Below are 26407 nucleotides of genomic sequence, written 5' to 3'. Positions count from 1 at the left end.
ACGACAAGGGCCCGTGATCACTCGATGGGAGCGATCACGGGCCCGGGGCGACTCGAGCGCCGGCGTGGCTACTGTGCGAGCGCGGCGACCGGCTGGCTCAGCAACTGGGCGCACCGCAGCAGGCCCAGATGGCTGTAGGCCTGCGGGTGATTGCCCAGCGACCGTTCGGCCACCGGATCGTATTCCTCGCTGAGCAGACCGGTCGGTCCGGCCACGTCCACGAGCTGCGCGAACAGGGCCTCGGCATCCTCGCGCTTACCGATCAGCAGGTACGCCTCGACCAGCCAGGCGGCGCACAGATGGAAGCCGCCCTCACCGCCGGGCAGACCGTCGTCGTGATGGTAGCGATACACCGTCGAACCGCTGCGCAGTTCCGCCTCGGTGGCCACCACGGTGGCCGCGAAACGCGGATCCGAGGGTTCGATCAGCCCGCTCAGCCCGATGTGCAGGGTCGCGGCGTCCAGGTCGGTCCCGTCGTAGGCCGCGGTGTAGGACTGCACCTGCTCGTTCCAGCCCTTGGCCTTGACCTCCTCGGAGATGGTGTCGCGCAGGTCGATCCAGGCCGGATCGGTCGGGCGGTCGAACTTCGCCGCCAGCTTCACCGCGCGGTCGACCGTGAGCCAGCCCATCACCTTCGAGTAGACGTGATGGCGCGGGTTGCCGCGGATCTCCCAGATACCGTGGTCGGGCTCGTTCCAGCGGCGCTGCACCGCGGAGACCATGGCGTGCACCAGTTCCCAGTCGCGGTCGGGCAGCGCCTTGGCCGGATCCGTGATGCCCTTCGCCTCGCGTGCCTCGGCGAGGCCCGCGATCAGATCCACGATCGGACCGAAGACGTCCAGCTGGACCTGCATATTCGCCGCGTTGCCGACGCGCACCGGCCGCGAACCGGCATAACCCGGCAGCTGGTCCAGCACGGCCTCCGGCGGCAGGGTTTCGCCGTAGAGCGTGTACAGCGGGTGCAGGCGTTCCGGACCGGCGAGGGTGTCGAGCACCCGGTGGGTCCAGGCCAGGAAGTCCTCGGCCTCGGTCAGTGAGCCCAGCGCGACCAGCGCGTGTGCGGTGAGCGAGGCATCGCGCAGCCAGCAGTAGCGGTAGTCCCAGTTGCGGACGCCACCGATGTCCTCGGGCAGCGAGGTGGTGGCCGCGGCCAGGATGGAGCCCGACGGGGCGTGTACCAGTCCGCGCAGGGTCAGGGCCGAGCGCTTCATCAGATCCGGCTTCAGCGGCGGCAGTTCCAGGCTCGCGGCCCAATCGTGCCAGTACCGCTCCGCCTCGTTGCGCCGGTCCGGCTCGCTGACCATGGCCGGGGCGAGATCGGATGTGCCGCAGCGCATCTCGAGCACGATCGGCCCCTGGGCGGGATCGACGACCGCGCGGGCGACGTGGTGGATCCCTTCCTCGGAGATCTCCCACTGCACGCCCGGCGAACGCAGGACGATCGGATCGTTGGTGCCGTGCACGCGCAATCCGGCGGGCTCGCGGACCAGCGTCACCGGCACCTGCCCGAACTCCGGACGCGGCGCGAAGGTGACCACGGCCTTGGCGTCACCGGTGATGACGCGGGTCAGATCGGTGCGTTCCAGCGCCACGTCGTGCGGCAGGTAGTCTACGACTTTCAAACTGGACCAGCGGGTTTCGACGGTCATGGTGCCGTCGACATAGCGCTGCGACAGCGGCAGGCCGTGGCGTTCGGGCGCGATGGTGAAATGTCCGGCCGCCGGTCCGCCGAGCAGATGGGCGAACACCGCCGCCGAATCCGGTTCGGGGTGGCAGAACCAGGTGACGGTCCCGTCCGGGGTCAGCAGCGCCTTGGAGCGCGGTGAGGCCAGCATGGTCAGCCGCTCGATGCGCGGCGCCGAAGCGCCGGCGAGCCAGGTGCGGCGCTCCTCGAGCAGGTACGCCAGCGCCCTGGCCACCTCCTCGGTGCTGGGCACGCGGTATTCGGCGACGCTCTCGCCCTCACCGACCTTGATCCCGATATCCGGTCCGGACAGCCGCGAGAAGGCCTTCTCGTCAGTGACGTCGTCGCCGAAGAAGACCGCGGCCGACGCGCCTTCCTGGTGCCGGATGATGTCGAGGGCGGCGCCCTTGTCGGTCTGGATGACGGCCAGCTCGATGACCGCCTTGCCCTCGGTGACCTGGACGCCGACCCAGCTCGCCGGGCCCTGGCGGGCCTGCTGCAGGGCGCGCCGGCCCACCTCGGGGGTGGCGTTGCGCACATGCAGCGCGATACTCGCCGGTTTGGCTTCCACGGTGACGCCGGGATTGTCGTCGGCGATCGCGGCCAGCGCGTGCCGCACCTCGGTCAGCAGTTGTTTGGCGTCGTTGTCGATGGCGTGCACGAAGCCCACATCGAATTCCGAACCATGGCTGCCGATCAATTGGACCTCGACCGGAAGCCGGGACAGTGCCGCGAGATCTCGCAGCGCGCGGCCGGAGATGACGGCCGCGGTGGTAGAGCTGAGACCGGCTAGCGCACGCAATGCGCTGACCGATTCCCGATGGGGATAGGCCTTTGCCGGATCGGAGACTATGGGCGCGATTGTCCCGTCGTAGTCCGAAGCGACCAGTAGCCGCGGTACGCGGGCTACGGCCGACAGGGCACGGCGAAGTTCGAGTGGCAGATCCTGTGCGCTCACGCATCCAACCTAGTGATCGGAGGAGATTTTTCAGGGCGCGAGAAACTTTACTGGGTGTGCTTTGCCCGCGTGTTCGCGCAGTGATACGTGCTGTTTACATGCAGATATCCGGATACCGGACCGTACAGTCCGATATCCGGATAAGTGGTGGTGGGCTAGGACTTCTCGCCGAGCAGGAGGTCGACGGTCAGATCGAGACGCTCGGCGACATCGGTGGCCGAGGCGCGGCGGGTGAGCCAGGCGACGAGATTCGACAGCCACACGTCGCTGATCACGCGCGCGATCGCCAGATCCCGCTCGGAGGGCTCGCCCTCGTTCACGGCGCGGGCGAAGAACCGGTCCATCACCTTGCCGACCCGGTCGACCTCGGCGGCCGCGGAGGCGTCGGCGAACATGAACGCTCGCGTCATCGCCTCGGTCAGCAGCGGATCGCGCTGCATGGCCCGGGTGACCTGGGTCAACATCACGTGCATGCGTTCGCGCGGCGTCTGCCCGGCCAGCGGTTTGCGTTTGGCGTCGAACTGCTCGAACTCCCGCGCCAGGGCCGAGACCAGCAGGTGCACCTTGGACGGGAAGTACCGGTACAGGGTGCCGACCGCCACATCGGCGCGCTCGGCGACCGCACGCATCTGCACCGCGTCGTAACCGCCCTTGGAGGCGAGTGCGAGGGTGGCGTCCAGAATTCGTTTCCGCCGCTCACGCTGCGCGGCCGAGCTCAGTTCGTCCTCGCTGAGGGTGCTGACCGTCGCGCGGTTGCGGGCTCCGTTCTGCGCACCCGAGTCGGCTGCCTGCTCTCGGGAGGGACTGGCCATTCGTGAAAGTCCTTTCCTGCACACACGCTGCGTCCGGTAGCCGGCGCGCATTGTTCAGCCCGGCGACGAGCGCCCCTTGACTTACGCCCGACCGTCACATTAGAACATGTTCTAGGTGTGGGAGTCACGCCGGAAAGGCGGTATGGAGTGTGACCATCGCCACCACTGACGAGCATAAAGCCGTTCAGGAGTCGATGCGCGGATGGGCCGCGGCGGTCCAGCCGATTGCAACAATGCGCAGTGGCGCGCCGGGATCCTGGCGCGAATTCTGGCCGGGCCTGGTAGACCTCGGTGTCTTCCGCGTCGCGGTGCCGGAGGAGTCCGGCGGCGCGGGCGGCTGCGTGAGCGATCTGGCCGTGCTGATCGAGCAGGCGGCGCATGACCTCGTGGGCGGACCGGTCACGGCGACCGCGTTGGCCGGCCTCGTTGCCGGCGACGCCCTCGACGAGGATACGCCCTGCGGTATCGCCCTTGGCGAGCCGATTGTGGTGTCGCACAATGAAACCGGCCCGCTGGAGGTGACCGGTACCTGGGAGACGGTGTTCGGTGCCGACGAGCGGACCGCGCTGCTGCTGCCGGTGCGTGCCGGTGAGCGGGACCTGTGGTGCCTGCTGGAACCGGGCGCCGCGGGTGTGCGGGTCGAGGCGCGGACGGCGCTGGATCCCGGCGTCCCGCTCGGACGGGTCGAGTGCGACAAGGTCGCCGTACCGGCCGAGCGGATCTTCGAACCGGCCGATGCGGTACCGGATCTGGTCGCCGCGCTGGTGGCCGCCGAGGCCGCCGGCATCGCCGGCTGGTGCCTCGAGACCGCGGTCGAGTACGCGAAGGTACGCGAGCAGTTCGGGCGCAGAATCGGCGAATTCCAGGCTGTCAAGCACATCTGCGCCTGGATGCTGTGCCGCACCGAGCAGGTGCGCGCCGTCGCCGCGGACGCCGCCGCGGCCGTCGACTCCGGCGGTGCCGAACTGCCGCTGTCGGCTGCCGTCGCGATGGCGATCGCCCTCGACGCCGCGGTGGAGAACGCCAAGGACTGCATCCAGGTGCTGGGCGGCATCGGTTTCACCTGGGAACACGACGCGCACCTGTATCTGCGCCGCGCGACCGCGCTGCGGGCGCTGCTGGGCGGATCGGCGCGCTGGCGAGCCGAGGTGGCGAAGCTGACCCAGGCCGGCGTGCGGCGCACGGTCGGTGTGGATCTCGGCGCGGACGGCGAAAGCGTCTGGGAAGCCGCGGGGCTGAGCGAGGCCGAGGATGCGGCACTGACCGCCGATCTGGACCGCATCGCCGCACTGCCGGTGGCCGAGCAACGCACCGCACTCGCCGAGGCGGGTTTGCTGGCCGCGCACTGGCCGGCCCCGTACGGCCGTGGTGCGGGGCCGTTGCTGCGCAGCCGCATCGACGACCGGATCCGCAAGGCCGGAATCGAACTGCCGGATCTGGCCATCGCCAACTGGGCCGTTCCCACGCTGTTGCAGTGGGGTACGCCCGAGCAGATCGAACGCTATGCCGGGCCCACCCTGACCGGCGAGGTGATCTGGTGCCAGCTGTTCTCCGAACCGGGCGCCGGCTCGGATCTGGCGGCGCTGCGCACGGTCGCCGAACGGGTCGAGGGTGGCTGGAAGCTGCGCGGCCAGAAGGTCTGGACCTCGCTCGCCGACCGCGCGACTTGGGGAATCTGCTTGGCGCGCACCGATGCCGCGGCGCCCAAGCACAAGGGCATCAGCTACTTCCTGGTCGATATGAAGAGCGCGGGACTGGAAATCCGGCCGCTGGTGGAAATCACCGGTGAGGCGCGTTTCAACGAAGTCTTCCTCGACGACGTCTTCGTACCGGACGACTGCCTGGTCGGTGATCTGAACAATGGCTGGCGAATCGCTCGCTCCACCTTGTCGGCGGAGCGAATCGCCATGGGTGGCAAGGGGATCGGCGACGAACTCGAGGCCGTGATCGCCGCCGCCCCGACGTCGGGGCCCGGTGCGGAAGTGGTGGCCGATCGACTCGGCGCCCTCATCGCCGAATCGGTGGCGGGCACATTGCTGGAGGCTCGCGCGGCCCAGAAACTGCTGTCCGGCGGGGATCCCGCGGCGGAGAGCAGCGTCCGCAAGCTGGTCGGTGTCCGGCACCGGCAGGCGGTGGCCGAGTTCGCGGTCGAACTGTCCGGGACAGCGGGTGCTCTGGACACCGAAGTGGTGAAGGAATTCCTGCTCACACGCTGTTTGTCGATCGCCGGTGGAACCGAGCAGATCCTGTTGACCGTCGCCGGTGAACGGATCCTGGGCCTGCCGCGCGAATCGCAGGGCTGAGCGAAACCACAAGGCTTAGTCCACATCTGACAGGGAGCAATGCATTGGACTTCACCAGAGACGAGAGTCAGGACGCGGTCGCCGAAGTCGTCGTGAGCCTGCTCGAGCACGACAGCGCGCGCGATCTCGCGTTGTGGCCCGCGCTCGTCGACAGCGGACTGCTGGCGCTGCCGCTGCCGGAAGAGCACGGCGGCGACGGGATGGGACTGCTCGAGGTTTCGACCATGCTCACCGAGCTGGCCACCGACGCGGTCGCGGTGCCGGCGTTGTCGACCCTCGGCTTCGGCGTGCTGCCGCTGGTCGGCCGGATCGGGGACGAGCTGGCGGGCAAGGTGTTTCCGGCCGTCGCCCAGGGCGCGGTGCTGACCGCCGCCCTGCACGAACCGGGTGCGCCGTTCGTGGCCGAACCGCAGACCACGGCGGTGGCGGACGGGAATTCGGTGCGTATCAGCGGTCGCAAGATCGCGGTGCCCTATGCCGAACAGGCGCAGTGGATGCTGGTGCCGACCGACCGCGGTATCGCGGTGATCGCGGGCGACGCCAACGGCATCACCCGCACCGAGAGCCCGAGTTCTACCGGCGCGCCGGAATTCTCGGTGCGGTTCGACGACACCGTGATCCCGGCGGCACAGCTGCTGGACATCCCGCTCGTGGATCTGCACCGCGTCGCGCTGGCCACCATCGGCGCGGTCGCCGACGGCCTGCTCGAGGGTGTGCTGGCGCTGACCTCGGAACATCTGCGGACACGGCAGCAGTTCGGCCGTCCGCTGGCCGAATTCCAGGCCGTGGCACAGGAAATCGCCGACATCTACGTGGTCTCGCGCACCCTGCAGGTGGCCGCGACATCCGCGAATTGGTCGTTGGCGCAAACCGTCGGCGGCGAACACTACAGTGGGGACAAACACCTGGACCGTGTCGATGACGATCTCGACGTGCTGGCGTTCTGTGTGGCCTCCGAGCTGCCCGCGGCCATGCAGCAGTGTCATCACCTGCACGGTGGCATCGGTGTCGATGTGACGCACCCGCTGCACCGCTACTACTCACAAGCCAAGGACATCGCCCGCTGGCTCGGCGGTGCGTCGTTCCGGCTGGACCGGTTGGGAGCCAGATGTACATCGATCTGACCGCAGAACAGCACGAGTTGCGCGACGAATTACGCGCGTATTTCGCCGATCTCGTCACTCCCGAGGAGGAGTCCGAGATGGCGGTCAACCGTCACGGCGACGCCTACCGCGCGGTGGTCAAGCGCATGGGCCGCGACGGCTGGCTCGGTGTGGGCTGGCCGAAGGAATACGGTGGCCAGGGTTTCGGTCCGCTGGAACAGCAGATCTTCTACAACGAGGCCGTGCGCGCCGATGTGCCGGTGCCGCTGGTGACGCTGTTGACAGTGGGCCCGGCGCTGCAGTCGTTCGGCACCGAGGAACAGAAGAAGAAGTTCCTGCCCGGAATCCTCACCGGTGACATCCATTTCGCCATCGGCTACTCCGAGCCGGACGCCGGTACGGATCTGGCGGCGTTGCGCACCTCCGCGGTGAAGGACGCCGGCGGCGACTGGATCGTCAACGGGCAGAAGGTGTTCACCACGGGTGCGCACGAGGCCGACTTCATCTGGCTAGCGGTGCGCACCGGCTCGGTCGAGTCCCGGCACCGGGGCATTTCGATCCTGATCGTCGACACCACCGATCCGGGCTACTCGTGGACGCCGATCATCACCGCCGATGGGGCGCATCACACCAACGCCACCTACTTCGACAACGTCCGCGTCCCCGCGGAAATGCTGGTCGGGGAGGAGAACGGCGGCTGGAAGCTGATCACCACCCAGCTCAATCACGAGCGGGTCAGCCTGGGGCCCTCGGGCAAGATCGACCAGCTCTACCACCGGGTCCGCGACTGGGCGGCCGGGCAGGACGTACTGGACGAGATCGAGGTCCGGCGCGCACTGGGCCGGCTGCACGCGATGGTGCGGGTCAACGAACTGCTGAACTGGCAGGTCGCGTCGAACATGGAACGTCCCGACGCCGATCAGCGCGATGTGATCGCCGACGCCTCGGCGACCAAGGTGTTCTCCACCGAGGCACTGCAGGAGGCGGGCCGTCTGGCCGAGGAGATCGTGGGCCGATTCGGCGATCCCGCCGACGCGTCCACCGCGGAACTGCTGACCTGGCTGGACAAGCGCACCAAGCAGAACCTGGTCGTCACCTTCGGCGGCGGCGTCAACGAGGTCATGCGCGAGCTCATCGCGCAGATGGGCCTGCGCCTGCCCCGAGTACCGAGATAGGAGTTTCGCGTGCCGGAAACCATGACGGCGCAAGACATCATCGCCGCCGGAGAGAAGATCCAGCAGGCGGGGGAGTGCGCGCCGCGCCGGGGCCGTGATCCGGTGAACCAGCCGATGATCAACAACTGGGTCGAGGCGCTGGGCGACACCAACCCGATCTATGTCGACGACGAGGCGGCACGGGCCGCCGGGCATCCGGGCATCGTGGCGCCGCCGGCGATGGCCCAGGTGTGGACCATGCCCGGTCTGCACGGCGCCCGCCCCGCCGACGATCCGATGAACGCGGTCAACGATCTGCTCGACGCCGCCGGTTACACCTCGGTGGTGGCGACCAACTGCGAGCAGACCTATCACCGTTACCTGCGTCCCGGCGAACGCCCCGTGGCCCGCACCCGGCTCGGGGATCTGGTGGGGCCCAAGCGCACCGGGCTCGGTGAGGGTTGGTTCGCCACCTACTTGCTGACCTGGTACGTCGACGACGAACCGGTCACCGAGATGGTGTTCCGGATGCTGAAGTTCGCGCCCGGCACCGCGAAGCCCGCGGCCTCCGCGCCCGGTGAGATCTCGGCCGACGATCTGGCGAAGCGGGTCCGGCCCACTGTCTCGAAGGACACCGAGTTCTTCTGGGAGGGTGTGAAACTCGGCGAGCTGCGGATCCAGCAGCGGCCCGACGGCTCGCTGCAGCATCCGCCCGTTCCGGCGCTGTGGAAGGACCACACCGAGCAGTCCGATTACGTCGTGGCCTCCGGACGCGGCACCGTCTTCAGTTTCGTGGTGCATCACGCGCCCAAGGTGCCCGGCCGGCAGTTGCCGTACGTGGTGGCCCTGGTCGAGCTCGAAGAGGGTGTGCGCATGCTCGGTGAACTGCGCGGTATCGATCCGGCCGAGGTCGAGGTCGGCCTGCCCGTCGAGGTCGGCTTCCAGCAGCTCGACGACGACAACACCGTGCCCTACTGGAAGGCCGTGCGATGACTTCCGACCTGTCCGCTCCCGCGACCGTCCGGGTCGGGACCACACTGCCGGAGCTGGTGATCCACGCCGATCCGACCTTCGTGGTCTCCTCCGCTCTGGCCACCCGCGACTTCCAGGACGTGCACCACGACCGCGACAAGGCGGTCGAGCGCGGATCCAAGGACATCTTCGTCAACATCCTCACCGACACCGGTCTGGTGCAGCGGTTCGTCACCGACTGGGCGGGTCCGAAGGCCATCGTGAAGTCCCTCGCGCTGCGCCTGGGCGTGCCGCTGTACGCCGGTGACACCCTGACCCTGACCGGGACCGTGGCGGCCGTGGACGGGGCCGACATCACCATCGACGTGGTCGGCAAGGACAGCCTCGGCGACCATATCTCGGCGAAAGCCGTTATCTCCCTTCAGGAGGCACGCCAGTGACGGGATTGAGCCGTCGCGCCGCCATCGTGGGTATCGGCGCCACCGATTTCTCCAAGGACTCCGGCCGCAGTGAGTTGCGGCTGGCCGCCGAGGCCGTCACCGCCGCACTCGCCGACGCGGGTCTCACCCCCGCCGACGTGGACGGCCTGACGACCTTCACCATGGATACCAACACCCAGGCCGCCGTCGCGCGCGCCACCAGTATCCCGAGCCTGAAGTTCTTCAGCAACATCCCCTTCGGCGGTGGCGCGGCCGCCGCGACCGTGCAGCACGCGGCGATGGCGGTGGCGACGGGTATCGCCGATGTCGTGGTGGCCTACCGGGCGTTCAACGAGCGATCCGGAAACCGCTTCGGGCAGTTCGCCACTCATCTGGCCACCGGTAATCCGAGCTCCTCGGGTGTGGACAACGCGTTCTCCTACACTCACGGCCTCGGTACCCCGGCCGCCCAGGTCGCCATGGTGGCCCGGCGCTACATGCACGTATACGGCGCGCGCAGTACGGATTTCGGCGCGGTCGCGGTCGCCGACCGCAAACACGCCGCGGTGAATCCGGCCGCCCACTTCTACGGCAAGCCGATCACCCTCGACGATCATCAGGCGTCCCGCTGGATCGCCGAGCCGCTGCATCTGCTGGATTGCTGTCAGGAGACCGACGGCGGCGTGGCGATCGTGATCACCAGTGCCGAGCGGGCGAAGGATCTGCCCAACAAGGCCGCCCTGATCGCCGGTGCCGCCCAGGGGTCGGGCGCCGATCAGTACGTGATGACCAGTTACTACCGCGACGGGCTGACCGGCCTGCCGGAAATGGGCTTGGTCGGCGACCAGCTGTGGGCGCAGAGCGAGCTGCGGCCCGAGGATATGCAGGCCGCCATTCTCTACGACCACTTCACCCCGTTCGTGCTGATGCAGCTGGAGGAGCTGGGTTTCTGCGGCCGTGGCGAAGCCAAGGATTTCATCGCCGACGGTGCGATCGAGATCGGTGGCCGGCTGCCGCTGAACACCCACGGCGGCCAGCTGGGCGAGGCCTACATCCACGGCATGAACGGCATCGCCGAAGGAGTGCGCCAGATCCGGGGCGCCTCGGTGAATCAGGTTGAGGGCCTGAGCAATATCGTGGTCACCGCCGGGACCGGCGTGCCGACCTCGGGGCTGGTGCTGACCGCCGTCTGATGGGACGTGTGAACGAGGTGAAGGCCGAGGCCGTGCGTCGAATTTCGATGCACGGCCTTCGTCGTATCGGCCGACCGATATCGAACAGTGGCCGCAAAACTGCAGCCACTGACATGGCGTGTGATCGTGGGGGAGGGCGACGGACACCTCGATGGAGGCGTCGAGCAGGACTGGTTGGATGACGAACTGCCGTTCGAATTCCGCAGACCGAATGCGGTTTTCTTCGCCGTTGGCCCCTACTGAGCCGGGATCGTGCGCGCCGCTTTCGCCGCCGGCCGCAACCAGCAAGTGACCTCCGAGGCGATCCACATTCTCTGTCGGCCTGCTGTGGATGTCGTCACCCTTTGTCCCGTCGCATACACCTGCCCTCTATAAATATAGAGTAATGCTGCGGAGATAGAGGGAGCAGGCGGTATGTATACGGCGGATTCGGTGAATATCGTTCCCAGCGTGACGGATGCCGCCCGAGAATTCCTGGGCGGCAGGGAAAGTCTGGGTGAAGGCGCACCGGGCGGTGCAGCTGCTCGGGTCGGCGCCGGGATCGGTGATATCGCGCTGGACGCCGATCAGCTGTACGCCGCGCAATGTCTGCGGCAGGTCGCGCGCCGTCTGGACAGCAGGTGGCACCGCCGCCCCCGCGGGGTGTATCTGTACGGCCGCCCCGGCCGCGGCAAAACCATGTTGATGGACGACTTCTTCGCCGAGGTGACCTCGGAGCACAAGCGCCGCTATCATTTTCACGAATTCTTCGCGAGTCTGCATCGCGCGGTGGGCGCGGGCGGCGGGCTGCCGGCAGCGGTGGACGCGGTGCTGGGCCGGGCCGAGCTGATCTGTTTCGACGAATTCCATGTCCACGACATCGGCGATGCCATGTTGCTCGATCGGCTGCTGCGGACCCTGTTCGATCGGCGCATCACACTGGTGGCGACCTCGAACTATCCACCCGAGAATCTGCTACCGAATCCGCTCGTGCACGCGAAGTTCGAGCCCACTATCGACCTGCTGCGCGATCATCTCGATGTGGTGTCGGTGGACGGCGCGCAGGACTATCGCCTGCTGACGACGCATCGCTCCGGATTCACCGCCGGACGCTACGTCGTCGGTGACTGTTCCGGCAACGCTCATGATGATCGTGTCGATGTGGATGGTTGCGGCGACAGCGCAGTCCGGATTCCGATCGCACACCAGATGCTGTCGGCCCGCCGCGCCGGAAACGAACTGGTGATCGACTTCGCCGAGATCTGTGCCAACCCGCTGTCCTCCGGCGATTTCCTCACCCTGGCCCGGACGTATCCGCGTTGGACAGTGTGCGAGGTACCGCCGCTGCGGTCGGTGCCGGTGGACTGGGCCACGCGTTTCGTCAACCTGATCGATGTGCTCTACGACGCTGATCTCGAACTGACCCTCCATGCCCGCGTCCCGCTGGCGGACCTGCTCGGCGATGCCCCCGGAGTCCGGGATCTGGACCGTATCGCCAGCCGTTTGCGACAACTGGATGGCCATCCTCGAACCGCCGCTGAGCGGCCGTGCGTCCCGCCCGGAAGTGAAGCGGTCCCGTTTGGATGAGCGTGCCCGGAAATGCCCTGTCAACTGTGCGTAATCACAGTTTCCGGACCGCTCGGCCGCTATTCGGGGACGAATAGCGAATCGGACCCCGCCCGGTGTCCCGATTTCCCTCCTCGCGGACCGTTCGGCATGTAACGATGTGCGGAGTTTGTGCTGTTCGGATGTTTGCTGGGAGAGGCCCGTGGCCGGGGTGAGAGCGGCGATACCACGCGCGATCGGGCTGATCGCACTGATGGCGTGTGTCGTGTTCGCGCTACGCGGATACCTTCCGGGGACCGGCGGCCCGCATGTCGTGTCGCCGCCCTCGGCGGTGACCGTCGCCCTCATGCCGGTGCTGTCGCTGGTGTCGGTGGTCATCCTGCTGGCGGGGGTTCTCACCAGTCAGCACCGTCTCCCGCTGGCCATGCCCGAGGTGGACCGCGACAGTGACCGCCCGTTCCGGCTGAGCCGGTTCGGCATCGTCGTGCTGATCGCCGTCGCGGTCGGCGCGGTGCTCACCGCGGTGGTCTGGGCGCTGTACCTCCTGATCGGGGGCCACGGCGGCGAGGCCACACCGCAACCGAATCCGGCTTCTCCGGCGACCTCGCAGCAGCCCCAGCCCACCACCCCGGCGCCCGCGCAGCCCTTCTCCGGCACACCGGAATTGAGCGGGAACGCACTGATATTCGTGGCGGCCGCCGCGGCCGCGCTGGTCGCCGTCGCGATCATCGGCCTCGGGGTGGTGGCATTCGGCGCCCGCGATCGTCGCGGCCGTCCGCAGCCATCGGCCGCCCCGGCGCCCACGGACGCGCCGGTATCGCTGGCGCAGGTGGCCGAAATGGGGCTGGCCGCGATGATGGCCTCCGGTAAGGATGCGCGCATCGCGATCATCGCCTGCTACGTCGCCATGGAAAGTGGTCTGGCGCAGGCGCGGGAGGTCGCACCGCTGATCTCGGACACCCCCTCGGAGGTGCTGGCCCGTGCCTTCGACCGCGGTGTGCTGCACGACGCCTCGGCCCGGGAACTGGTCACCCTCTTCGAGGAGGCCCGGTTCAGTCCGCATTCGATCCTGGAATGGCAGCGGATGCGGGCCGAACAACTGCTGCGCATCGTGCTCGCGGACCTGCAGGGAGCCCGGCTGTGAACCGGGTGACGATCGTCGTCCTCGCGGTCGTGGTGATCGCGGCCATCGAGGTGATCGGCCTGCAGAACGAGCGCGAACTGCTGCCGGTGCTGCTGGGCGTGCCGGTCCTCGGCGCACTGGTGTGGCTGCTGTGGTCGCTGGTCGAACGCGCACGGGCACAACAGGTCTCGGATGAGGACGATCACGAGTTCGAGAACGGTCCGGCCGAGATGCTCAGCCGCTGGCACGCGCGTGCGCAGATGCTCGCCACCCGGGCCGACGGCACCCGGGCCGACTGGGACCGCTACCTGCGTCCGTTGCTGGCCAAGGAGTTCGAACTGTCCAGCGGACATCGAATCTCGAAGAACCGCAAGGCCACCGAGGTTGCCGGAAAGCTGCAATTCGGCCCGGAATTGTGGCGCTGGGTGGATCCGGCCAATTCGTCGCCGCGGGATCAGACCTCGCGAGCGCCCGGCCGGACCGCGCTGGACGAGATCCTGCGCCGTCTGCAGGACATGTGAAATGGGTTGGAACTAGTGCGAGATCGGATATGACGACACCTTTGGATGTGACCATCAAACGCACCGATGCGGTGCTGCGGGAGATAGCCCGGGTCGTGGTCGGCAAGCGCGATGAGCTGCAGCTGATCATGATCGCGGTGCTGTCGGGCGGCCACATCCTGATCGAGGATCTGCCGGGCCTGGGCAAAACGCTCATCGCCAGATCCTTCGCGGCCGCACTGGGTTTGGACTTCACCCGAGTGCAGTTCACTCCGGATCTGCTGCCTGCGGACCTGATCGGATCGACCATCTACGACATGGCCTCGGGCCGTTTCAATTTCCGCCGCGGGCCGGTGTTCACCAATATGCTGCTCGCCGACGAGATCAACCGCACTCCGCCCAAGACACAGGCCGCGCTGCTGGAGGCGATGGCCGAGGGCCAGGTCAGCATCGACGGTGAAACCTTCCCGCTGCCACAGCCTTTCGTCGTGCTGGCGACCGACAATCCGATCGAGTACGAGGGCACCTATCCGCTGCCGGAGGCGCAGCTGGACCGGTTCGCGATGCAGTTACGCCTCGGATATCTGTCGGAGAAGGACGAGACCCAGATGATCCGGCGCCGTCTCGAGCGTGGTGCGGCCATCCCGCAGGTGGGGCAGGTGGTGGATGCCCAGGGCCTGCAGGAGATGCGGCACGCGGTCGAATTCGTCACCGTACATCCCGATGTCGTCACCTATGTGGTCGCGCTGGCCGCCGCGACCCGCGGCCATCCGCAGGTCGAGGTCGGCGCCAGCCCGCGCGCCGAACTGGATCTGGTGCAGATGTCGCGGGCGCGGGCGTTGCTGCTCGGACGCGACTACGTGATCCCGGAAGATGTGAAGGCACTGGCGGTTCCGGCGATGGCGCACCGGATCACCCTGCGCCCGGAGATGTGGGTGCGCCGGATCCGCGGTGAGGACGTGATCTCCGAACTGCTGCGGCGGCTGCCGGTACCTCGCGCGACGGTGACATGAGACATCGCGACACCCGATCGGCCACCGAGGTCGAGCTGCGCTGGCGGCCCGCGCCGCTGGTGTACATGCTGGCGGTGGCCGCCGCCGCGGCGCTGGTCCCGGCGATCATGCTGGAACGCTGGCAGCTGGCCGTTTTCGCGGCACCGATGCTGGGCGTGCTGGCCACCGCGCCGATTCAGTTGTCGCGGACCAGGGTTCAGGTCGACGGCGGTGGCATACTGCGCTGCTTCGAGTCCGAGGAGATCGAACTCGAGGTCGCCGCCTTCGTGGAACACGGGCACGCACTGCTGCGCTGCCGGCCCGGGGACGCGGCCGGTCTGGAGCTGCGAGTGGAGGAGGAGTCGGACTCCGGGCCCGCACCGGCCGGGCTGCGGCTGGCGCTGTCCACCTCGCGCTGGGGGCGCTACCCGGTCACCGTGCGGCTGACCGCGCTGAGTCCCGCGGGTCTGGCGCTGGCGTCGGCGACCGTCCCGGCTGGGGAGGTGTATGTGTATCCGGTCGCGGATCCGCAGCGAATGCGCATGCCGCGCACCGAACTTCCCGAACGGATCGGCACCCACCTGACCCGCCGGCACGGCCCGGGGGTGGAGTACGCCGATATCCGCGCCTACGCGCCCGGCGATCAGTTGCGCATCGTCAACTGGCCGGTGAGCGCGCGCCGCGGCCGGCTCTACGTCACCGAACGGCTCACCAACCGGGCGGCGGATGTCGTCGTGCTGGTGGACACCTCGCTGCAGGCGCCTGGCCCGGCCTCGGATTCGATGGAGCTGTCGGTGCGCGGCGCCGCGCAAGTGGCGCAGACGGCGCTGCAGGCGGGCGACCGGACGGCGGTGGTCTGTCTGGGCCGCGCACCACGCTGGTTGCGCCCCGATATCGGGCGTCGCCAGTTCTATCGCATCGTCGATACCGTCCTCGGTGTCGGTGACGAACACATCCCCAACGTCGGAACGCTGGCCCCGCACACCGCGGTGCCGCTCGGCGCGATCGTGGTCGCGTTCTCGACGCTGCTGGATACCGAATTCGCGCTGGCACTGATCGATCTGCGCAAGCGCGGACACGCCGTGGTGGTGGTCGACGTGCTGCGTGGTCCGCCGTTCACCGAGGGGCTGGATCCGACGCTCGCCCGGATGTGGCAGCTGGAGCGGACCGCGATGTACCGCGATATGGGCACGGTGGGGGTGGACATCGTGGCCTGGCCCGAGGGCGCCCGGCTCGATCAGGCGATGCAGTTGGTTCCCGAACATCGGCGGCTGGTGCGGGTGAAGCGATGACGAGATTTCTGGCAGTCCTGTCCGGCTTGCTGCTGACCACCGCGGTGGCGATCGTGCTGCCGTGGGCCGGAGTTCCGGTCTTCGTCGCGGTGGTCGCCGGGTGGCGGTTCCGGAGCGTGGCGGTGGTGGCGGTGCTGATCGCGCTCGGTGCGCTGGCGTGGGCCGACACCGGTTCGCTGGCGGCCGCGGGCACCGGTCTGGTGGCCACCACCTATCTACTGAACACCGCCACTCAGCACGCCCCCGACGGTGTGGTTCCTACCACACTGCCATCCGTCGTCGGGGCGCTCGGATTCGCCGCGGCCGCGGTCCTCGCGAGCCTGATTCCGGGCCGGCTCGCCTGGCTGCCGTTGGCCGCTCCGATCCTGGTGATCACCCTGTATGCCCTGATAGTCCAGGGTTTGGTGGTGCAGCGGCGAGAGCCTGAGGTCGTCGAGACGTCCTAGTCGCGCCGGGGTTCGGCGCCGGCTTCCGGGGCGCCCGGATGTGCGATGTTGCACTACTACGCGATGTCGTGGTTTTCTACTACGTCTTGTAGTCTGACGGCATGTGGATTATCCCGATCATCGCCGTCATCTGTGCCATCGCGATCGCGGCCCTGTTCGCCAACGGCTTCCCGGACTGAGTCGACGCCGATCGCGGGCGCAGTGGGTGTGCGCCGGCCGGGATGACCGATCTCGGCGGAAACCCCGAATGCGAGTGCAACCGGTACGACAATCGCCCGCCCGGAATTCCGGGCGGGCGATTGTCGTCGTTCGAGGTGATGCGATGGGCCGCTCGGCTGGCTTGAGCAGCGGTTTGGCTTCGAGAGATTCCATCCACAACGTGCTTGCACTTATAAGTGCAAGACGCTAAGTTCAGGTGGTACCTGCGAAAGCGGAGGGAGTTCGGGCCCATGAGCGTGTCACTGATTCGCGACGAGAAGGCAGTCCTTTCGATCGGTGCAAGTGAAGTTGAGCAAGCTCGAGCGTTCAAAGATCGCATCCAGCAGGCGCGAGGCGCCGCCGTGGCTGGTGGCGGAGAGAGCATCACTGTGGGGCTCAGCAGTGGCGACATCGTGGAGATGCCGGCTCAGTTGACCTCTCTGGTCTCACAGATCCTCGATCTCGTCAGCCGCGGGTGCACCGTGACAGTCGGGAGCGTCCCCAACGAGGTGACCACCACGACGGCCGCGAAGATGCTCGGAATCTCACGCCCGACATTGATGAAGTTGGTCAAAGAGCAGGTGCTGCCCGCTCACAAGGTCGGTTCGCACACGAGGCTTTTCAGCCGGGACGTCCTCGAACACAGAGAGCGTCAGCGTGTGGCACAGCGTGATTCGTTCGATCAGCTGCGTGAACTCGAGGACGAGCTGGGCATGACGGACTGACCTGTTGCCGATGCCATTGAACCGGCAGTCTTTGCCACGCTCGTCAGTATCATGGCGGTCATGGTCAGTGGGCGGGGTACAAGTGTGCTCGTCGATGCCAATGTTCTTTTCTCCCAGACACTTCGGGACTGGCTAGCGCTGCTCTACCTCGACCCCGGCAACGAGATGTTCGAGGTGATGTGGACCGACGACATCATGACCGAGTTCCATTACCACCTGCGCAAGAAATTTCCCCTGCACAGCGACGCGCAGATAGGCGGCATTCGGCGCAGGCTCGAAGACTCCTTCAGGACAGGATGGGTTACCGGCTACACGATCGACGAGAGCGTCGCCTATCCAGATGTAGGCGACGCACACGTCCACTGCGCCGCTGTCCATGCCAACGTCGACATCCTGCTGACAGGCAACGCCAAGGACTTCGCAGGAATCGATGACCTGCCGTACGAGATTTACAAGGCGGGTGAGTTCTTCGAACTCGTCGACGACTCGAACCCAGCTCTGGTCCGAGCGGTGACCGAGCAACAGCTCGTTTACCACCTACGCAAGAGCAGAACCAATAAAGTGTCACTGCCTGAGAGACTGAAATCTGCGGGAGCACGGGGCTTTGCCGAGCGGGTCCGGCGGCACCTTCAAGAGATCGACCTCGACGCACTCCTGCCCTCGCCGTCTTGATCGAACCCGGTGCCGAGGGCTGACAACACCAGGCAGTGCTGACAGCCCCTGACCGCCGAACACCTATCGAGCGGGCGGCCGTGATGCGGTTGCCTGCGGACCGCGGGATCGTGATCGAGCCCGTCGGGTCGCATAGATCGGCATCCTGACTCGAACCGCCCGACCGGAAATTCCGTCAAACGGTTTCGTTGTTCGAGGCGATCGGCCGAATCGTCTCGGAACTTGTTCGGCCGGCCTGTGGATCGAGCCCCAATGCGCGGATGAGGTGGCCGATCTCGTTGCGGTAGAGCTTGTCCGGGTTCGTCGTCTGCGAGCGCAGGTGGCCGAGGATCTCGAGTGAGACCAGGCCGTGCAGATGGCCCCAGATGCGTAAGGCGATCGCCACCGCGGCGGGCGGTAGCCCGGGGAAGTCCCGCTGCACCTCGGCGACGAGTTTCGGTTCGAAGTCGGACCAGGTGAATCCGTTGTCCGCATAAGCGTTTTCGGCGTGCGGCCAGGCGCCCGCCGCGAGCCCGGTGAGCCCGGCGCACACCCGGTGCTCGGCGGTCGGTGCGGCGCCGCCCTCGGGTGCTCGATAGCCGGGTATCGGATCGCCGTAGATCAGGCGGAAGCCCTCGGGATTGGCAAGCGCCCAGTCTCGAAAGGCGCACGCCCAAGCCATGATTCGGTCCGCGGCGGCATCGGCGGGGTAGGCGTCGCGTGCTGTTTCCAGGGTGTCGGCAAGTTCCGCGTACACATCACCGATCAGCGTCGTGACCAGATCGTCGCGAGTTTCGAAGTAGCTGTACACCGCGTTGGCCGTCATGCCCATTTCGCGAGCGATGGCGCGCAGTGTGATCGCGGCCGGGCCGCCGTCCGCCATGAGCCGCAGTGCGACCTGCTTGATCTCCGCCGACGTCTCCGATCGGCGCCGTTCTCGCCGCGTCGGCGTGGCAGTTCCCATGGGTGAACCCTACCCATCCGGCGATATTTGCACGACACTCATACACTGCACGGCGTATAGTTTTATTACGCAGTGCGGAAATCGAGGAGGACCTTGTGTTCATCGGCATCATCGGCGCCAGCGGAAATATCGGACAGCCTCTGGTCGGCGAATCGCTCGCGCGCGGCCACCATGTCCGGGCATTCACCCGCGACATTTCGCGCGCTGTGGTCGCGCACGACAATCTGACCTGGGCCGAGCTGGACGTCTTCGACAGCGAGGCGATCGCCGCCCAGCTGCCGGGGCTGGACGTGCTGGTCAGCTGCTATCAACCCGGCAATGCCGCAACAGATTTCGAGGCGACGGTGCGGCAGTCCATCGCCGATCCGACCGTGTACGCCACGGTGGCACGGACATTGCTGCGTGCCCTCGACACCCACCCGCGCACCCGGTTGATCGTCGTGGGCGGGGCCGGCAGTCTGGAATACGCACCCGGCCGGACCACCGCCGACGATGACGATCGATTGCACGAAACTCTGGACGGCGCCGGTCTGCCCCGGGGCTACGCGGTCGCCGTCCGCGGGCACCGCGATGCGTTGCAGGTGCTGCGCACATCGAACCGCCGGTGGACCTACCTCAGCCCTGCCGAGCAGATCGGCCCCGGCGAGCGCACCGGTCGCTTCCGCATCGGCGGAGACCAGCCGGTAGTCGATGCGGAGGGCCGCAGCCGGATCTCGTTCGCGGACGCAGCGGTGGCTCTGGTGGACGAGATCGAGGACCCTCGTTTCGTGCAGCGCCGGTTCACGATCGGGTACTGATCCGGCGGTGTCTCGGGGGCGGCGACCGTTCGATCGGAATTCTTGGATTCCGGCCGGGCTGTTGTCGACTTCTTGCGCCGCCAAGGTTCCCTCATCGGCGCGCATTCTGGATAGGGCCGGAGTGCGTCAGACTCCGAGTTTTGCCGCGTAGTGATCCAATGCGGCGCCGCGATCGGGTACCGAGCGCACGCTGTCCGATGGTGGGGTGATCCAACGCAGCGAGTGCTATCCCGACACCGGCCGCAGCACCCATGAGGTTCACCCTGAATGGTGGACAGGGGTTTAAGCAGCTTCGGCTGCGATTGTCAGTGACTGCTCGAAACGGACGGGACTGACGTTACCGATCGACGAGTGCCGACGGCGATTGTTGTACCAGTCCATCCAATTGTCAACCGAGGCAATAAGTTCTGTCTTCGTGGCATAGGCGTGCCGGTAGTAATGTTCGTGCTTGAAACTCGACCACAGCGATTCGGATGCGCTGTTGTCCCAACATATTCCGGTCGCCCCCATCGACCGCCGCAGCCCGTGCCGGGCGCAGGCCAGCGTGGTCAGATGCGCGGTGAACTCACCACCGCGGTCCGAATGAAGGATCGTGCCCTCGACCCGGCCGCCGCGGGCCGCCACCGCATGGTCGATAGCGGCGGTGACCATGTCGGCACCGATGTGGTCGGCGATGCTGTAGCCCAGCACGCGACGGGTGTGCCCGTCCCGGATCGCGCAGAGGAACATGTCGCCTTCTCCGCAGGTCAGGTAGGTGACATCGGTTGTCCATACCGCGTCGGGACGGCCCTGGTCGAACTGGCGGGACACCAGGTCCGGCGGGAACGACGCGGCCGGATCTCGCACGGTGGTTCGCACCTTGAACGTACGCGGGCTGATGCCTTCCAGCCCGATAGAGGCCATGATCTTCGCGACCGTCTTGGCCGAGACCCGCTCGCCCTGATCACGCAATTCGCCGGTGATGCGGGGCGACCCGTAAGTGCCGGCGGACTCGGCGTGGACCTCGACGATCTTTGCGGTCAGGTCGGCTCGCCGTTGCTGCCGGCCGGTGGGAAACGTTGCCGCGCAACGGTTCACCCACGCGTGGTAGCCGGATTTCGATACCCGCAGCAAGCGAGCCATGCGGCGGATCGAGAATCGTTGTCCCTCACAGCGGCTGGTGCCGGCGGTCTCGATGTCGTCGGGGCCGGCGTACTTGGCCATCAGTTCGAACCGGGCCGGTTCTGCTGCATCGCGGCAAAGTACGCCGAAGCTTTTTTCAGGAACGCGATGTCCTTGTCCTGCTCGGCGACCTGTTTCCGCAACCGGAGCAGCTCTTCGCGTTCCGCTGGCAACAGCGGTTTCTCACCGTGGACGGCGGCGGCGTCGAGGCGGCGGCGTTCGTCGGCGACCCAGCGCCCCAGCAGGCTTTCGTGGATGCCGAGTTCGCGGGAGACCTCGGCGACGGTGCGTCCGGAATCGATCACCCGGTGGGCGGCCTCGACCTTGTACTCGGTCGTGAACGACCGGCGTTTGCGAGACATGCGAACATCCTTCCAGCAGGATCGATGATCCTGCCAAGTCGGTGTCCACTACTCAGGGTGAACCTCACCACGCGCCGTGTTTTCCCTGTGCATCGTGTACCCACCGCCGTTGTCGCGAGGATAACGCCGCAGTGAACGAAACAGCCGGGTTGCGTTGTGGCGCAGCCAGAACAGGCGGTGATGGTCGGGGTTGTCGCCGTATCGTCCCTGAGTCAAAGGCATGTCAGTTCCCTCTCGCATCCTTCCCCCGCCTTGTCTGTACATCTGCCCGTTGGATCACGGGCGAGTCTTTTCAGTCGGCGCTTCCACGCGCATCGGGCTCGAGATCTGCCAGCGCTGCTCCGAGATCTGCCCGCGCGAGGATGTCCCGCTCTGTGGGAGGCGCCGGCGGTAGCCCGGTTGGCTGCCACGCCCGCAGAGCAGCGAGCAGGCTGTCCAACGAGGCGAGGACTGGCGACCAGCACGCTGTAGTCGTGCCGGACGGATGTCTCTGTGGCAGTGAAGGTCTGATAGCCATCACCGTGCCTCCAGCGGGTTCGCGCGGTGGCCCTCGTCGGGCGCGTACGCCCCTTCTCTTTCGTAGGTTCGGTTGGCCGCGAGGTCGTAGATGTCGGTGAGATCGGCGAGCTCAGCCGGTATCCGTCCGCGCAAGTGCATCAGGTCGGGGACGATCAGCAGTTCGATCTTGTGCGTGGTGACGTGATCCAGCAGTGCGGCGGGCACGATCAGGGTGGTGCTGCGGCACAGTCCGGCGTACTGGTAGCCGAGTCGCGTGGCGACCTGCCGGGCCCGGAGGTCCAGGCCGGTGACAGTCTTCACCAGGTCGATGCACACGTAACCCATTGCGCGGGGCGGGTCGTCAGCGTCCATCGGTGGTTCCTCGTGGGTTATGGGTCCGACGCTCGGATTCGACCCGGCGTTGAATCGCTGCCACACCGCGATCCTTTGGAATGCGTTGAGGCCAAAGCACAATGGCGAAATAGATCCCGGTTGCCGCCGCTAGGCCGCCGATTGTCAACGTGATCACGATTGCCCTCCGATATCGTCGTTTGAGTACTGGCGGTTGGTCAGTAGTTCGGTGAGTGCAGCGGTCCTCACGATCGGCTCGCTTTCGGTACGGGAATTGGTTCGCACCCACCGCCGAGGTTTGCGGCACCCGGCGGCGGGGCTGGTTCAACTATTGCGTGACAACGCAGGTCACAACAGGTACGGAGGGGGTACGCCAGGGGTACGCTCGGTGCACTCGACACGTGACTGGGGGCATAACCGATGCGCACGGTTGGACGATGGACAGGGCGGGAGGTAGCCGCTTTTCGGGCTGCGTTGGGGATGAAACGCGAGGTGTTCGCGGCCTATACCGGAGTGTCCGTGGATGCGGTGAAGAAGTGGGAACGGCGTAAGGAAACCATCGAGCTGAGCGCTCCATACGCCGCGCGGATGGACCGCAAGATCGGCGAAGTCGACACTGTTGTCGCCGAACGGTTTTGGTCGCTCTCGAGTATTCCGGATACGGCCGGCACCGAGGCTGGACTTCAGCTGGGTGCGTCGTCGGAATCCGGCGCCGACTCCGATCACATTCAAGTGCCGGCCCGTACCGCCGCGGGAGAGGTGGTTCTGGTGTCCGTGCCGCGCCGGGCATTTGTCGCCGGTGTCGGAGCCGGTGCCGTCGGCATGGCCGCGAGTGTCGCGTTGTCCAGCAAGTCGTTGGCTGCGGTGTTCACCCACACCGACATCGACCACATCAAGTTTTTCCGCGACAAGCGCATGCACATCATCGAGTCCGACAACATCTACGGATCTGCCAGCACCCTGCCCGACGTGCTCACCTCACTTGAACGCATGCAGGCACTGCGAGAGGCGAAAGTTGTTGATTCCCAGGTCATTCTGCACCTTCTGGCCATGTACGCCGAAACGGCGGCATGGCAGTACCAGGACCAGCGCATGTTCCCCGAATCTCAGCGCTGGGCTGAGAAAGCCCTGACCTGGTCGCAGCAGCTCGGCGACAACTACTACATCGGGCTGTCGCTGGTGCGGATGGGTCAACTGGCCTCGGATCGAGGCGACGGCGCCAGCAGTGCCGAACTCGCCCAAGCTGCCACCCGCGTCGCCCCCCGTGCCTCGCTGTTCACTGCCGCCGCCGTGGCTTACAACGCGCACGCCCTCGCACTCGAGGGCGACCCGATCGCGAGCGCCCGTGCCTACGACGCCGCTCGCACGCTGGTCGACCAGGCCGACACCGATCCCGCGTGGGGATTTTTCCTGGATCACTCCTACATCGACGCCTACCAGGCCCACAGCCTCACCATCCAGGGCGACCACACTGCTGCCATCATGCAGTTCGACCAGGCGACTGCGCGGATGCAGTCCGGCTATCCCCGTGATCGTGGGGTCTATCTTGCGCGGTCGGCTGTCGCACACATGTCCGCTGGGCATATCGAGCCTGCGGCGGCGCTGGGCGCCCAGGCCCTACAGATCGGAGCGGCCACCGGTTCGGGACGCATCATGGAACGGGTGATCACCCTGGCGGGCATGATTGATCCCGCGAGCACCCAGACCGGCGTCGGCGAATTCGTCGACGAATTCCAGCAGTGGAAGGCAGCATTTTGCCCCGACCGTACGTAGTCCTGTCTGTCGCGGTCAGCGTGGACGGCTACATAGACGACACCATCCCCGAACGGCTCTACCTGTCCAACGAGGCCGACTTCGATCGCGTCGAAGTCGTACGCACCAAGTGCGACGCCATCCTCATCGGCGCGGGAACTTTGCGCCGCGACAACCCACGCCTGATCATCAAAAACCCCGAACGCCTGGCAGCCCGCGCCGCGGCAGGTGAACCCGCGCACCTACAGAAGGTCGTGGTCACAGGCTCCGGCAACCTGGACCCGGCCGCCCGCTTCTGGCATTTCGGCGTCGAGGAACGCATTCCGATCGCCTACACCACCGACGCCGGTGCCGAGAAACTCCGCGACCGCCTCGGCGACCTTGCCGTCGTCGTATCACTGGGCACGGCAGTCGATTTCGGTGCCATGCTCGATGACCTCGGCAACCGCGGCATCGGCCGGATGATGATCGAGGGCGGCACCAGTATTCACACCGCTGTACTCGCCGCCGGTCTGGCCGACGAACTCCATCTCGCTGTCGCCCCGCTGCTCGTCGGACAAGCCGACGCACCCCGGTTCGTCAATCCGGCCGAGTTCCCTGGCGGGTCACGCAGGCGGATGAAGCTGGTCGATGTGACCCAGATCGGTGACGTCGCATTCCTCCGGTACTTCCCGAAAGCCGAGTCCGACGGCAATTGATCTCTCGCTGGCCTATCTGCTGCACGGCGACCGTCGCCATGCCTTCGACGCATCGCGGTCCCCACCACCGGGCGGCGCCGCCGTCCGCGTGCACTGGCCGGGATCGATTACGGACTCGCCGCGCCCGCCCTCGCTCGCCCGACTACAGATCCCGTAGAAGATGATCTCGTGACATTCAGCTTCTGGGGTAGGTTGTCGCGCAGCATGTTCCGTCCGACTGCGCGACGCTGGGAAATTTCTTCCTGAAACTTGGGAACCGATCGGCGCGGATTGCCGGCAAAGCCTGTGACAGAACAGTTTCGGGCCAGGGAGAGGCCGCGGCCGTTCTGCAATTGTTCACAGTTCAGAACAAAAGGGGGAAGGCAATGAGCCTTGTCATGTCGAGGTCGGTAGCCAGATTCAGGGGGGCTCGCCAGGTGGAACCAGCTGAAAGAGCGATATGACCGAGACGTGCAACGTCAGGCCCCCGTTACTGGTGTCGCGGGATCCTCAGTCCAACGCCGCCTCAATCGAGTTCGGCAGAAGTGACCGCCCGCGGTGGACCTTGCCGGTCCGGGACGGCGAACACCTCGTCGGAACCCTGCGGTTCGCCGAAGATGGTGAACTCATGGAGATCGAGTTGCTCGATGCCGAAACCCAAATGCCGCGTTCATTGCGGAATCTGGATGAAGGCAACAATCAATCGTAGAGTCACCAGCGATGCGCGTACTGACTTGAACTGAGACCGCCCGACCGGAATTCCGGTCGGGCGGTTCGTCATTCGATGGTGACTCAGTCGGCGATAGTCAACCGCACATCGCCCAGCACCGCCGCGTCCTCACGCTCGACCACGGTCGCCCCGATGATCAACTCGTTCCCCGCACGCCAGATGCGTGAGCGGATGGTCTCGCCCGGGAACAGCACACCCGCGAACCGGGCGCGGAATCCGGCGACCCGGCTCGCGTCGGAGTCCAGCACCGTGTCGGTGGCGGCCTTGCAGACCAGGCCGTAGGTGCACAGGCCGTGCAGGATCGGTTTCGGGAATCCGGCGGCCTCGGCGAAGGCCGGATCCGAATGCAGTGGGTTGCGGTCACCGCACATGCGATACAGCAGCGCCTGCTGCGGCAGGGTCGGGGTCAGCACCTCGAAATCCGGTGCGCGATCGGGCAATTCGACCTTGTTGCTGGGTCCGCGCTCACCGCCGAAGCCGCCCTCGCCCTTGGCGAAGATGGAGGAGCGGTCGGTCCACAGCGGTTCCCCGTCGGAGCCGACGATGGTCAGTTCGCGGGTCAGGACGGCCGCGGAACCCTTGTCCCACAGTTCGGTGACGCGTCCGGTCGCGGTCGCCTTGCCCTCGGCCGGAATCGGCCGGTGCACCACGATCTCCTGACTGCCGTGCACCACCTTGGCGAGGTCGATCTCCACCCCCGGGTAGCTCACCCGCGGCGGTTCGGTGACCCGCATGGTCGGGGCCACGGTCGCGAATGTCGGCAGCACCTGTGGCTGCTTGTCGTCGAGGTAGCGCAGCTCGCCGGCGTCGGTCCAGCGCTCACCCGCGCCCAGGCCGAGGTGGTACAACTGCACATCCGACGGAGTCCACGCGAACTCCTGGCTCGGAAGTTCCGCTCCCAGAGCGGTTTTCAGATCGATGGGCATTCCTTCTCCTACTCTGGTGCGGTGCCGCGAGAGGTCGGGGCCACGCGGCGCGGGCATCGGATTCCGCGCCGCGCGGCCCCGGTCCGTCCATGGTGGACGGGCGTGATCCGGTGGCCGGA

Annotated in this window: 26 protein-coding genes; 19 read left to right on the top strand and 7 right to left on the bottom strand. The window is 66.7% G+C overall.

What is annotated here, in order from left to right; translation table 11 throughout:
- Positions 1-68: 68 nt before the first annotated feature.
- Complete coding sequence (gene otsB, locus LKD76_RS29825) at positions 69-2642, bottom strand: trehalose-phosphatase (RefSeq protein ID WP_227984703.1); 2574 nt, start codon at positions 2640-2642, stop codon at positions 69-71.
- 155 nt (positions 2643-2797) lie between these two features.
- Positions 2798-3454 carry a cholesterol catabolism transcriptional regulator KstR gene (gene kstR, locus LKD76_RS29820; RefSeq protein ID WP_227984702.1) on the bottom strand — a complete coding sequence of 219 codons (657 nt, stop codon included), beginning with the start codon at positions 3452-3454 and terminating at the stop codon, positions 2798-2800.
- 149 nt (positions 3455-3603) lie between these two features.
- Here kstR and LKD76_RS29815 point away from each other — a divergent pair, with 149 nt between their 5' ends.
- From LKD76_RS29815 to LKD76_RS29745, 15 genes are all read left to right on the top strand, one after another.
- The gene (locus tag LKD76_RS29815) at positions 3604-5757 is read left to right on the top strand and encodes an acyl-CoA dehydrogenase family protein (RefSeq protein WP_227984701.1); all 2154 of its coding nucleotides are present in this window, start codon (positions 3604-3606) and stop codon (positions 5755-5757) included.
- A gap of 44 nt (positions 5758-5801) precedes the next feature.
- Positions 5802-6881, top strand: coding sequence for an acyl-CoA dehydrogenase family protein (locus tag LKD76_RS29810; protein ID WP_227984700.1), 1080 nt, complete (start codon positions 5802-5804; stop codon positions 6879-6881).
- Entirely contained in the window at positions 6866-8035 is a 1170-nt protein-coding gene (locus tag LKD76_RS29805; RefSeq protein WP_227984699.1) for an acyl-CoA dehydrogenase family protein, read from the top strand. Before LKD76_RS29810 ends, LKD76_RS29805 begins: the two co-directional genes overlap by 16 nt.
- 21 nt (positions 8036-8056) lie before the next feature.
- Positions 8057-9007 (top strand): bifunctional MaoC family dehydratase N-terminal/OB-fold nucleic acid binding domain-containing protein, encoded by a 951-nt coding sequence (locus LKD76_RS29800; RefSeq protein ID WP_227985466.1) that lies wholly within the window; start codon positions 8057-8059, stop codon positions 9005-9007.
- Positions 9004-9426, top strand: a complete 423-nt coding sequence (locus LKD76_RS29795; RefSeq protein WP_227984698.1) for a MaoC family dehydratase — start codon at positions 9004-9006, stop codon at positions 9424-9426. The genes LKD76_RS29800 and LKD76_RS29795 overlap by 4 nt, the downstream gene beginning before the upstream one ends.
- Positions 9423-10598, top strand: coding sequence for a lipid-transfer protein (locus LKD76_RS29790; protein ID WP_227984697.1), 1176 nt, complete (start codon positions 9423-9425; stop codon positions 10596-10598). Before LKD76_RS29795 ends, LKD76_RS29790 begins: the two co-directional genes overlap by 4 nt.
- A gap of 87 nt (positions 10599-10685) precedes the next feature.
- Positions 10686-10841, top strand: a complete 156-nt coding sequence (locus tag LKD76_RS29785) for a hypothetical protein (protein ID WP_227984696.1) — start codon at positions 10686-10688, stop codon at positions 10839-10841.
- Between the two features lie 207 nt (positions 10842-11048).
- Positions 11049-12164: a cell division protein ZapE gene (gene zapE, locus LKD76_RS29780; protein WP_227984695.1), complete on the top strand. Its 1116-nt coding sequence runs from the start codon at positions 11049-11051 to the stop codon at positions 12162-12164.
- Between the two features lie 181 nt (positions 12165-12345).
- Positions 12346-13287: a DUF4129 domain-containing protein gene (locus LKD76_RS29775; RefSeq protein WP_227984694.1), complete on the top strand. Its 942-nt coding sequence runs from the start codon at positions 12346-12348 to the stop codon at positions 13285-13287.
- A complete protein-coding gene (locus LKD76_RS29770; protein WP_227984693.1) occupies positions 13284-13787 on the top strand; it encodes a hypothetical protein in 504 nt (167 codons plus the stop codon). Before LKD76_RS29775 ends, LKD76_RS29770 begins: the two co-directional genes overlap by 4 nt.
- A gap of 29 nt (positions 13788-13816) precedes the next feature.
- On the top strand, positions 13817-14779 hold the full coding sequence (locus LKD76_RS29765) for an AAA family ATPase (RefSeq protein ID WP_227984692.1): 963 nt from the start codon (positions 13817-13819) through the stop codon (positions 14777-14779).
- Positions 14776-16050, top strand: a complete 1275-nt coding sequence (locus LKD76_RS29760; RefSeq protein ID WP_227984691.1) for a DUF58 domain-containing protein — start codon at positions 14776-14778, stop codon at positions 16048-16050. Before LKD76_RS29765 ends, LKD76_RS29760 begins: the two co-directional genes overlap by 4 nt.
- Positions 16047-16496, top strand: a complete 450-nt coding sequence (locus tag LKD76_RS29755; RefSeq protein WP_227984690.1) for a hypothetical protein — start codon at positions 16047-16049, stop codon at positions 16494-16496. The genes LKD76_RS29760 and LKD76_RS29755 overlap by 4 nt, the downstream gene beginning before the upstream one ends.
- A gap of 449 nt (positions 16497-16945) precedes the next feature.
- Positions 16946-17419, top strand: a complete 474-nt coding sequence (locus LKD76_RS29750) for a helix-turn-helix domain-containing protein (protein ID WP_227984689.1) — start codon at positions 16946-16948, stop codon at positions 17417-17419.
- Between the two features lie 51 nt (positions 17420-17470).
- Complete coding sequence (locus LKD76_RS29745; protein ID WP_227984688.1) at positions 17471-18091, top strand: PIN domain-containing protein; 621 nt, start codon at positions 17471-17473, stop codon at positions 18089-18091.
- Between the two features lie 175 nt (positions 18092-18266).
- On the opposite strand, the gene LKD76_RS29740 is transcribed toward LKD76_RS29745, so the two are convergent.
- A complete protein-coding gene (locus LKD76_RS29740) occupies positions 18267-19034 on the bottom strand; it encodes a TetR/AcrR family transcriptional regulator (RefSeq protein ID WP_227984687.1) in 768 nt (255 codons plus the stop codon).
- A gap of 95 nt (positions 19035-19129) precedes the next feature.
- On the opposite strand from LKD76_RS29740, the gene LKD76_RS29735 reads away from it, so the two are divergent.
- Positions 19130-19831, top strand: coding sequence for an NAD(P)-dependent oxidoreductase (locus tag LKD76_RS29735; protein ID WP_227984686.1), 702 nt, complete (start codon positions 19130-19132; stop codon positions 19829-19831).
- Between the two features lie 282 nt (positions 19832-20113).
- Here the strand turns inward: LKD76_RS29735 and LKD76_RS29730 are convergent, their stop codons facing one another.
- The 3 genes from LKD76_RS29730 to LKD76_RS29720 all read right to left on the bottom strand — a co-directional run bounded on the left by LKD76_RS29730 (position 20114) and on the right by LKD76_RS29720 (position 22224).
- Entirely contained in the window at positions 20114-21034 is a 921-nt protein-coding gene (locus LKD76_RS29730) for an IS3 family transposase (protein WP_227983164.1), read from the bottom strand.
- Positions 21034-21354: a transposase gene (locus LKD76_RS29725; protein ID WP_227983165.1), complete on the bottom strand. Its 321-nt coding sequence runs from the start codon at positions 21352-21354 to the stop codon at positions 21034-21036. Before LKD76_RS29725 ends, LKD76_RS29730 begins: the two co-directional genes overlap by 1 nt.
- A gap of 516 nt (positions 21355-21870) precedes the next feature.
- Entirely contained in the window at positions 21871-22224 is a 354-nt protein-coding gene (locus LKD76_RS29720; RefSeq protein WP_227984685.1) for a hypothetical protein, read from the bottom strand.
- A 399-nt stretch (positions 22225-22623) separates the two neighbouring features.
- On the opposite strand from LKD76_RS29720, the gene LKD76_RS29715 reads away from it, so the two are divergent.
- The 3 genes from LKD76_RS29715 to LKD76_RS29705 all read left to right on the top strand — a co-directional run bounded on the left by LKD76_RS29715 (position 22624) and on the right by LKD76_RS29705 (position 25341).
- A complete protein-coding gene (locus LKD76_RS29715) occupies positions 22624-23976 on the top strand; it encodes a helix-turn-helix domain-containing protein (protein ID WP_504828450.1) in 1353 nt (450 codons plus the stop codon).
- Positions 23958-24653 carry a RibD family protein gene (locus LKD76_RS29710; RefSeq protein WP_227984683.1) on the top strand — a complete coding sequence of 232 codons (696 nt, stop codon included), beginning with the start codon at positions 23958-23960 and terminating at the stop codon, positions 24651-24653. Before LKD76_RS29715 ends, LKD76_RS29710 begins: the two co-directional genes overlap by 19 nt.
- Before the next feature lie 439 nt (positions 24654-25092).
- The gene (locus LKD76_RS29705) at positions 25093-25341 is read left to right on the top strand and encodes a DUF2283 domain-containing protein (protein ID WP_227984682.1); all 249 of its coding nucleotides are present in this window, start codon (positions 25093-25095) and stop codon (positions 25339-25341) included.
- A gap of 83 nt (positions 25342-25424) precedes the next feature.
- Here LKD76_RS29705 and chsH3 read toward each other — a convergent pair whose 3' ends face one another.
- Positions 25425-26288 carry an enoyl-CoA hydratase ChsH3 gene (gene chsH3 / locus LKD76_RS29700; RefSeq protein ID WP_227984681.1) on the bottom strand — a complete coding sequence of 288 codons (864 nt, stop codon included), beginning with the start codon at positions 26286-26288 and terminating at the stop codon, positions 25425-25427.
- Positions 26289-26407 lie beyond the last annotated feature (119 nt).

The organism is Nocardia spumae, from assembly GCF_020733635.1.
GTDB lineage: Bacteria > Actinomycetota > Actinomycetes > Mycobacteriales > Mycobacteriaceae > Nocardia > Nocardia spumae.
This window is presented reverse-complemented; position numbering and strand designations above follow the sequence as displayed.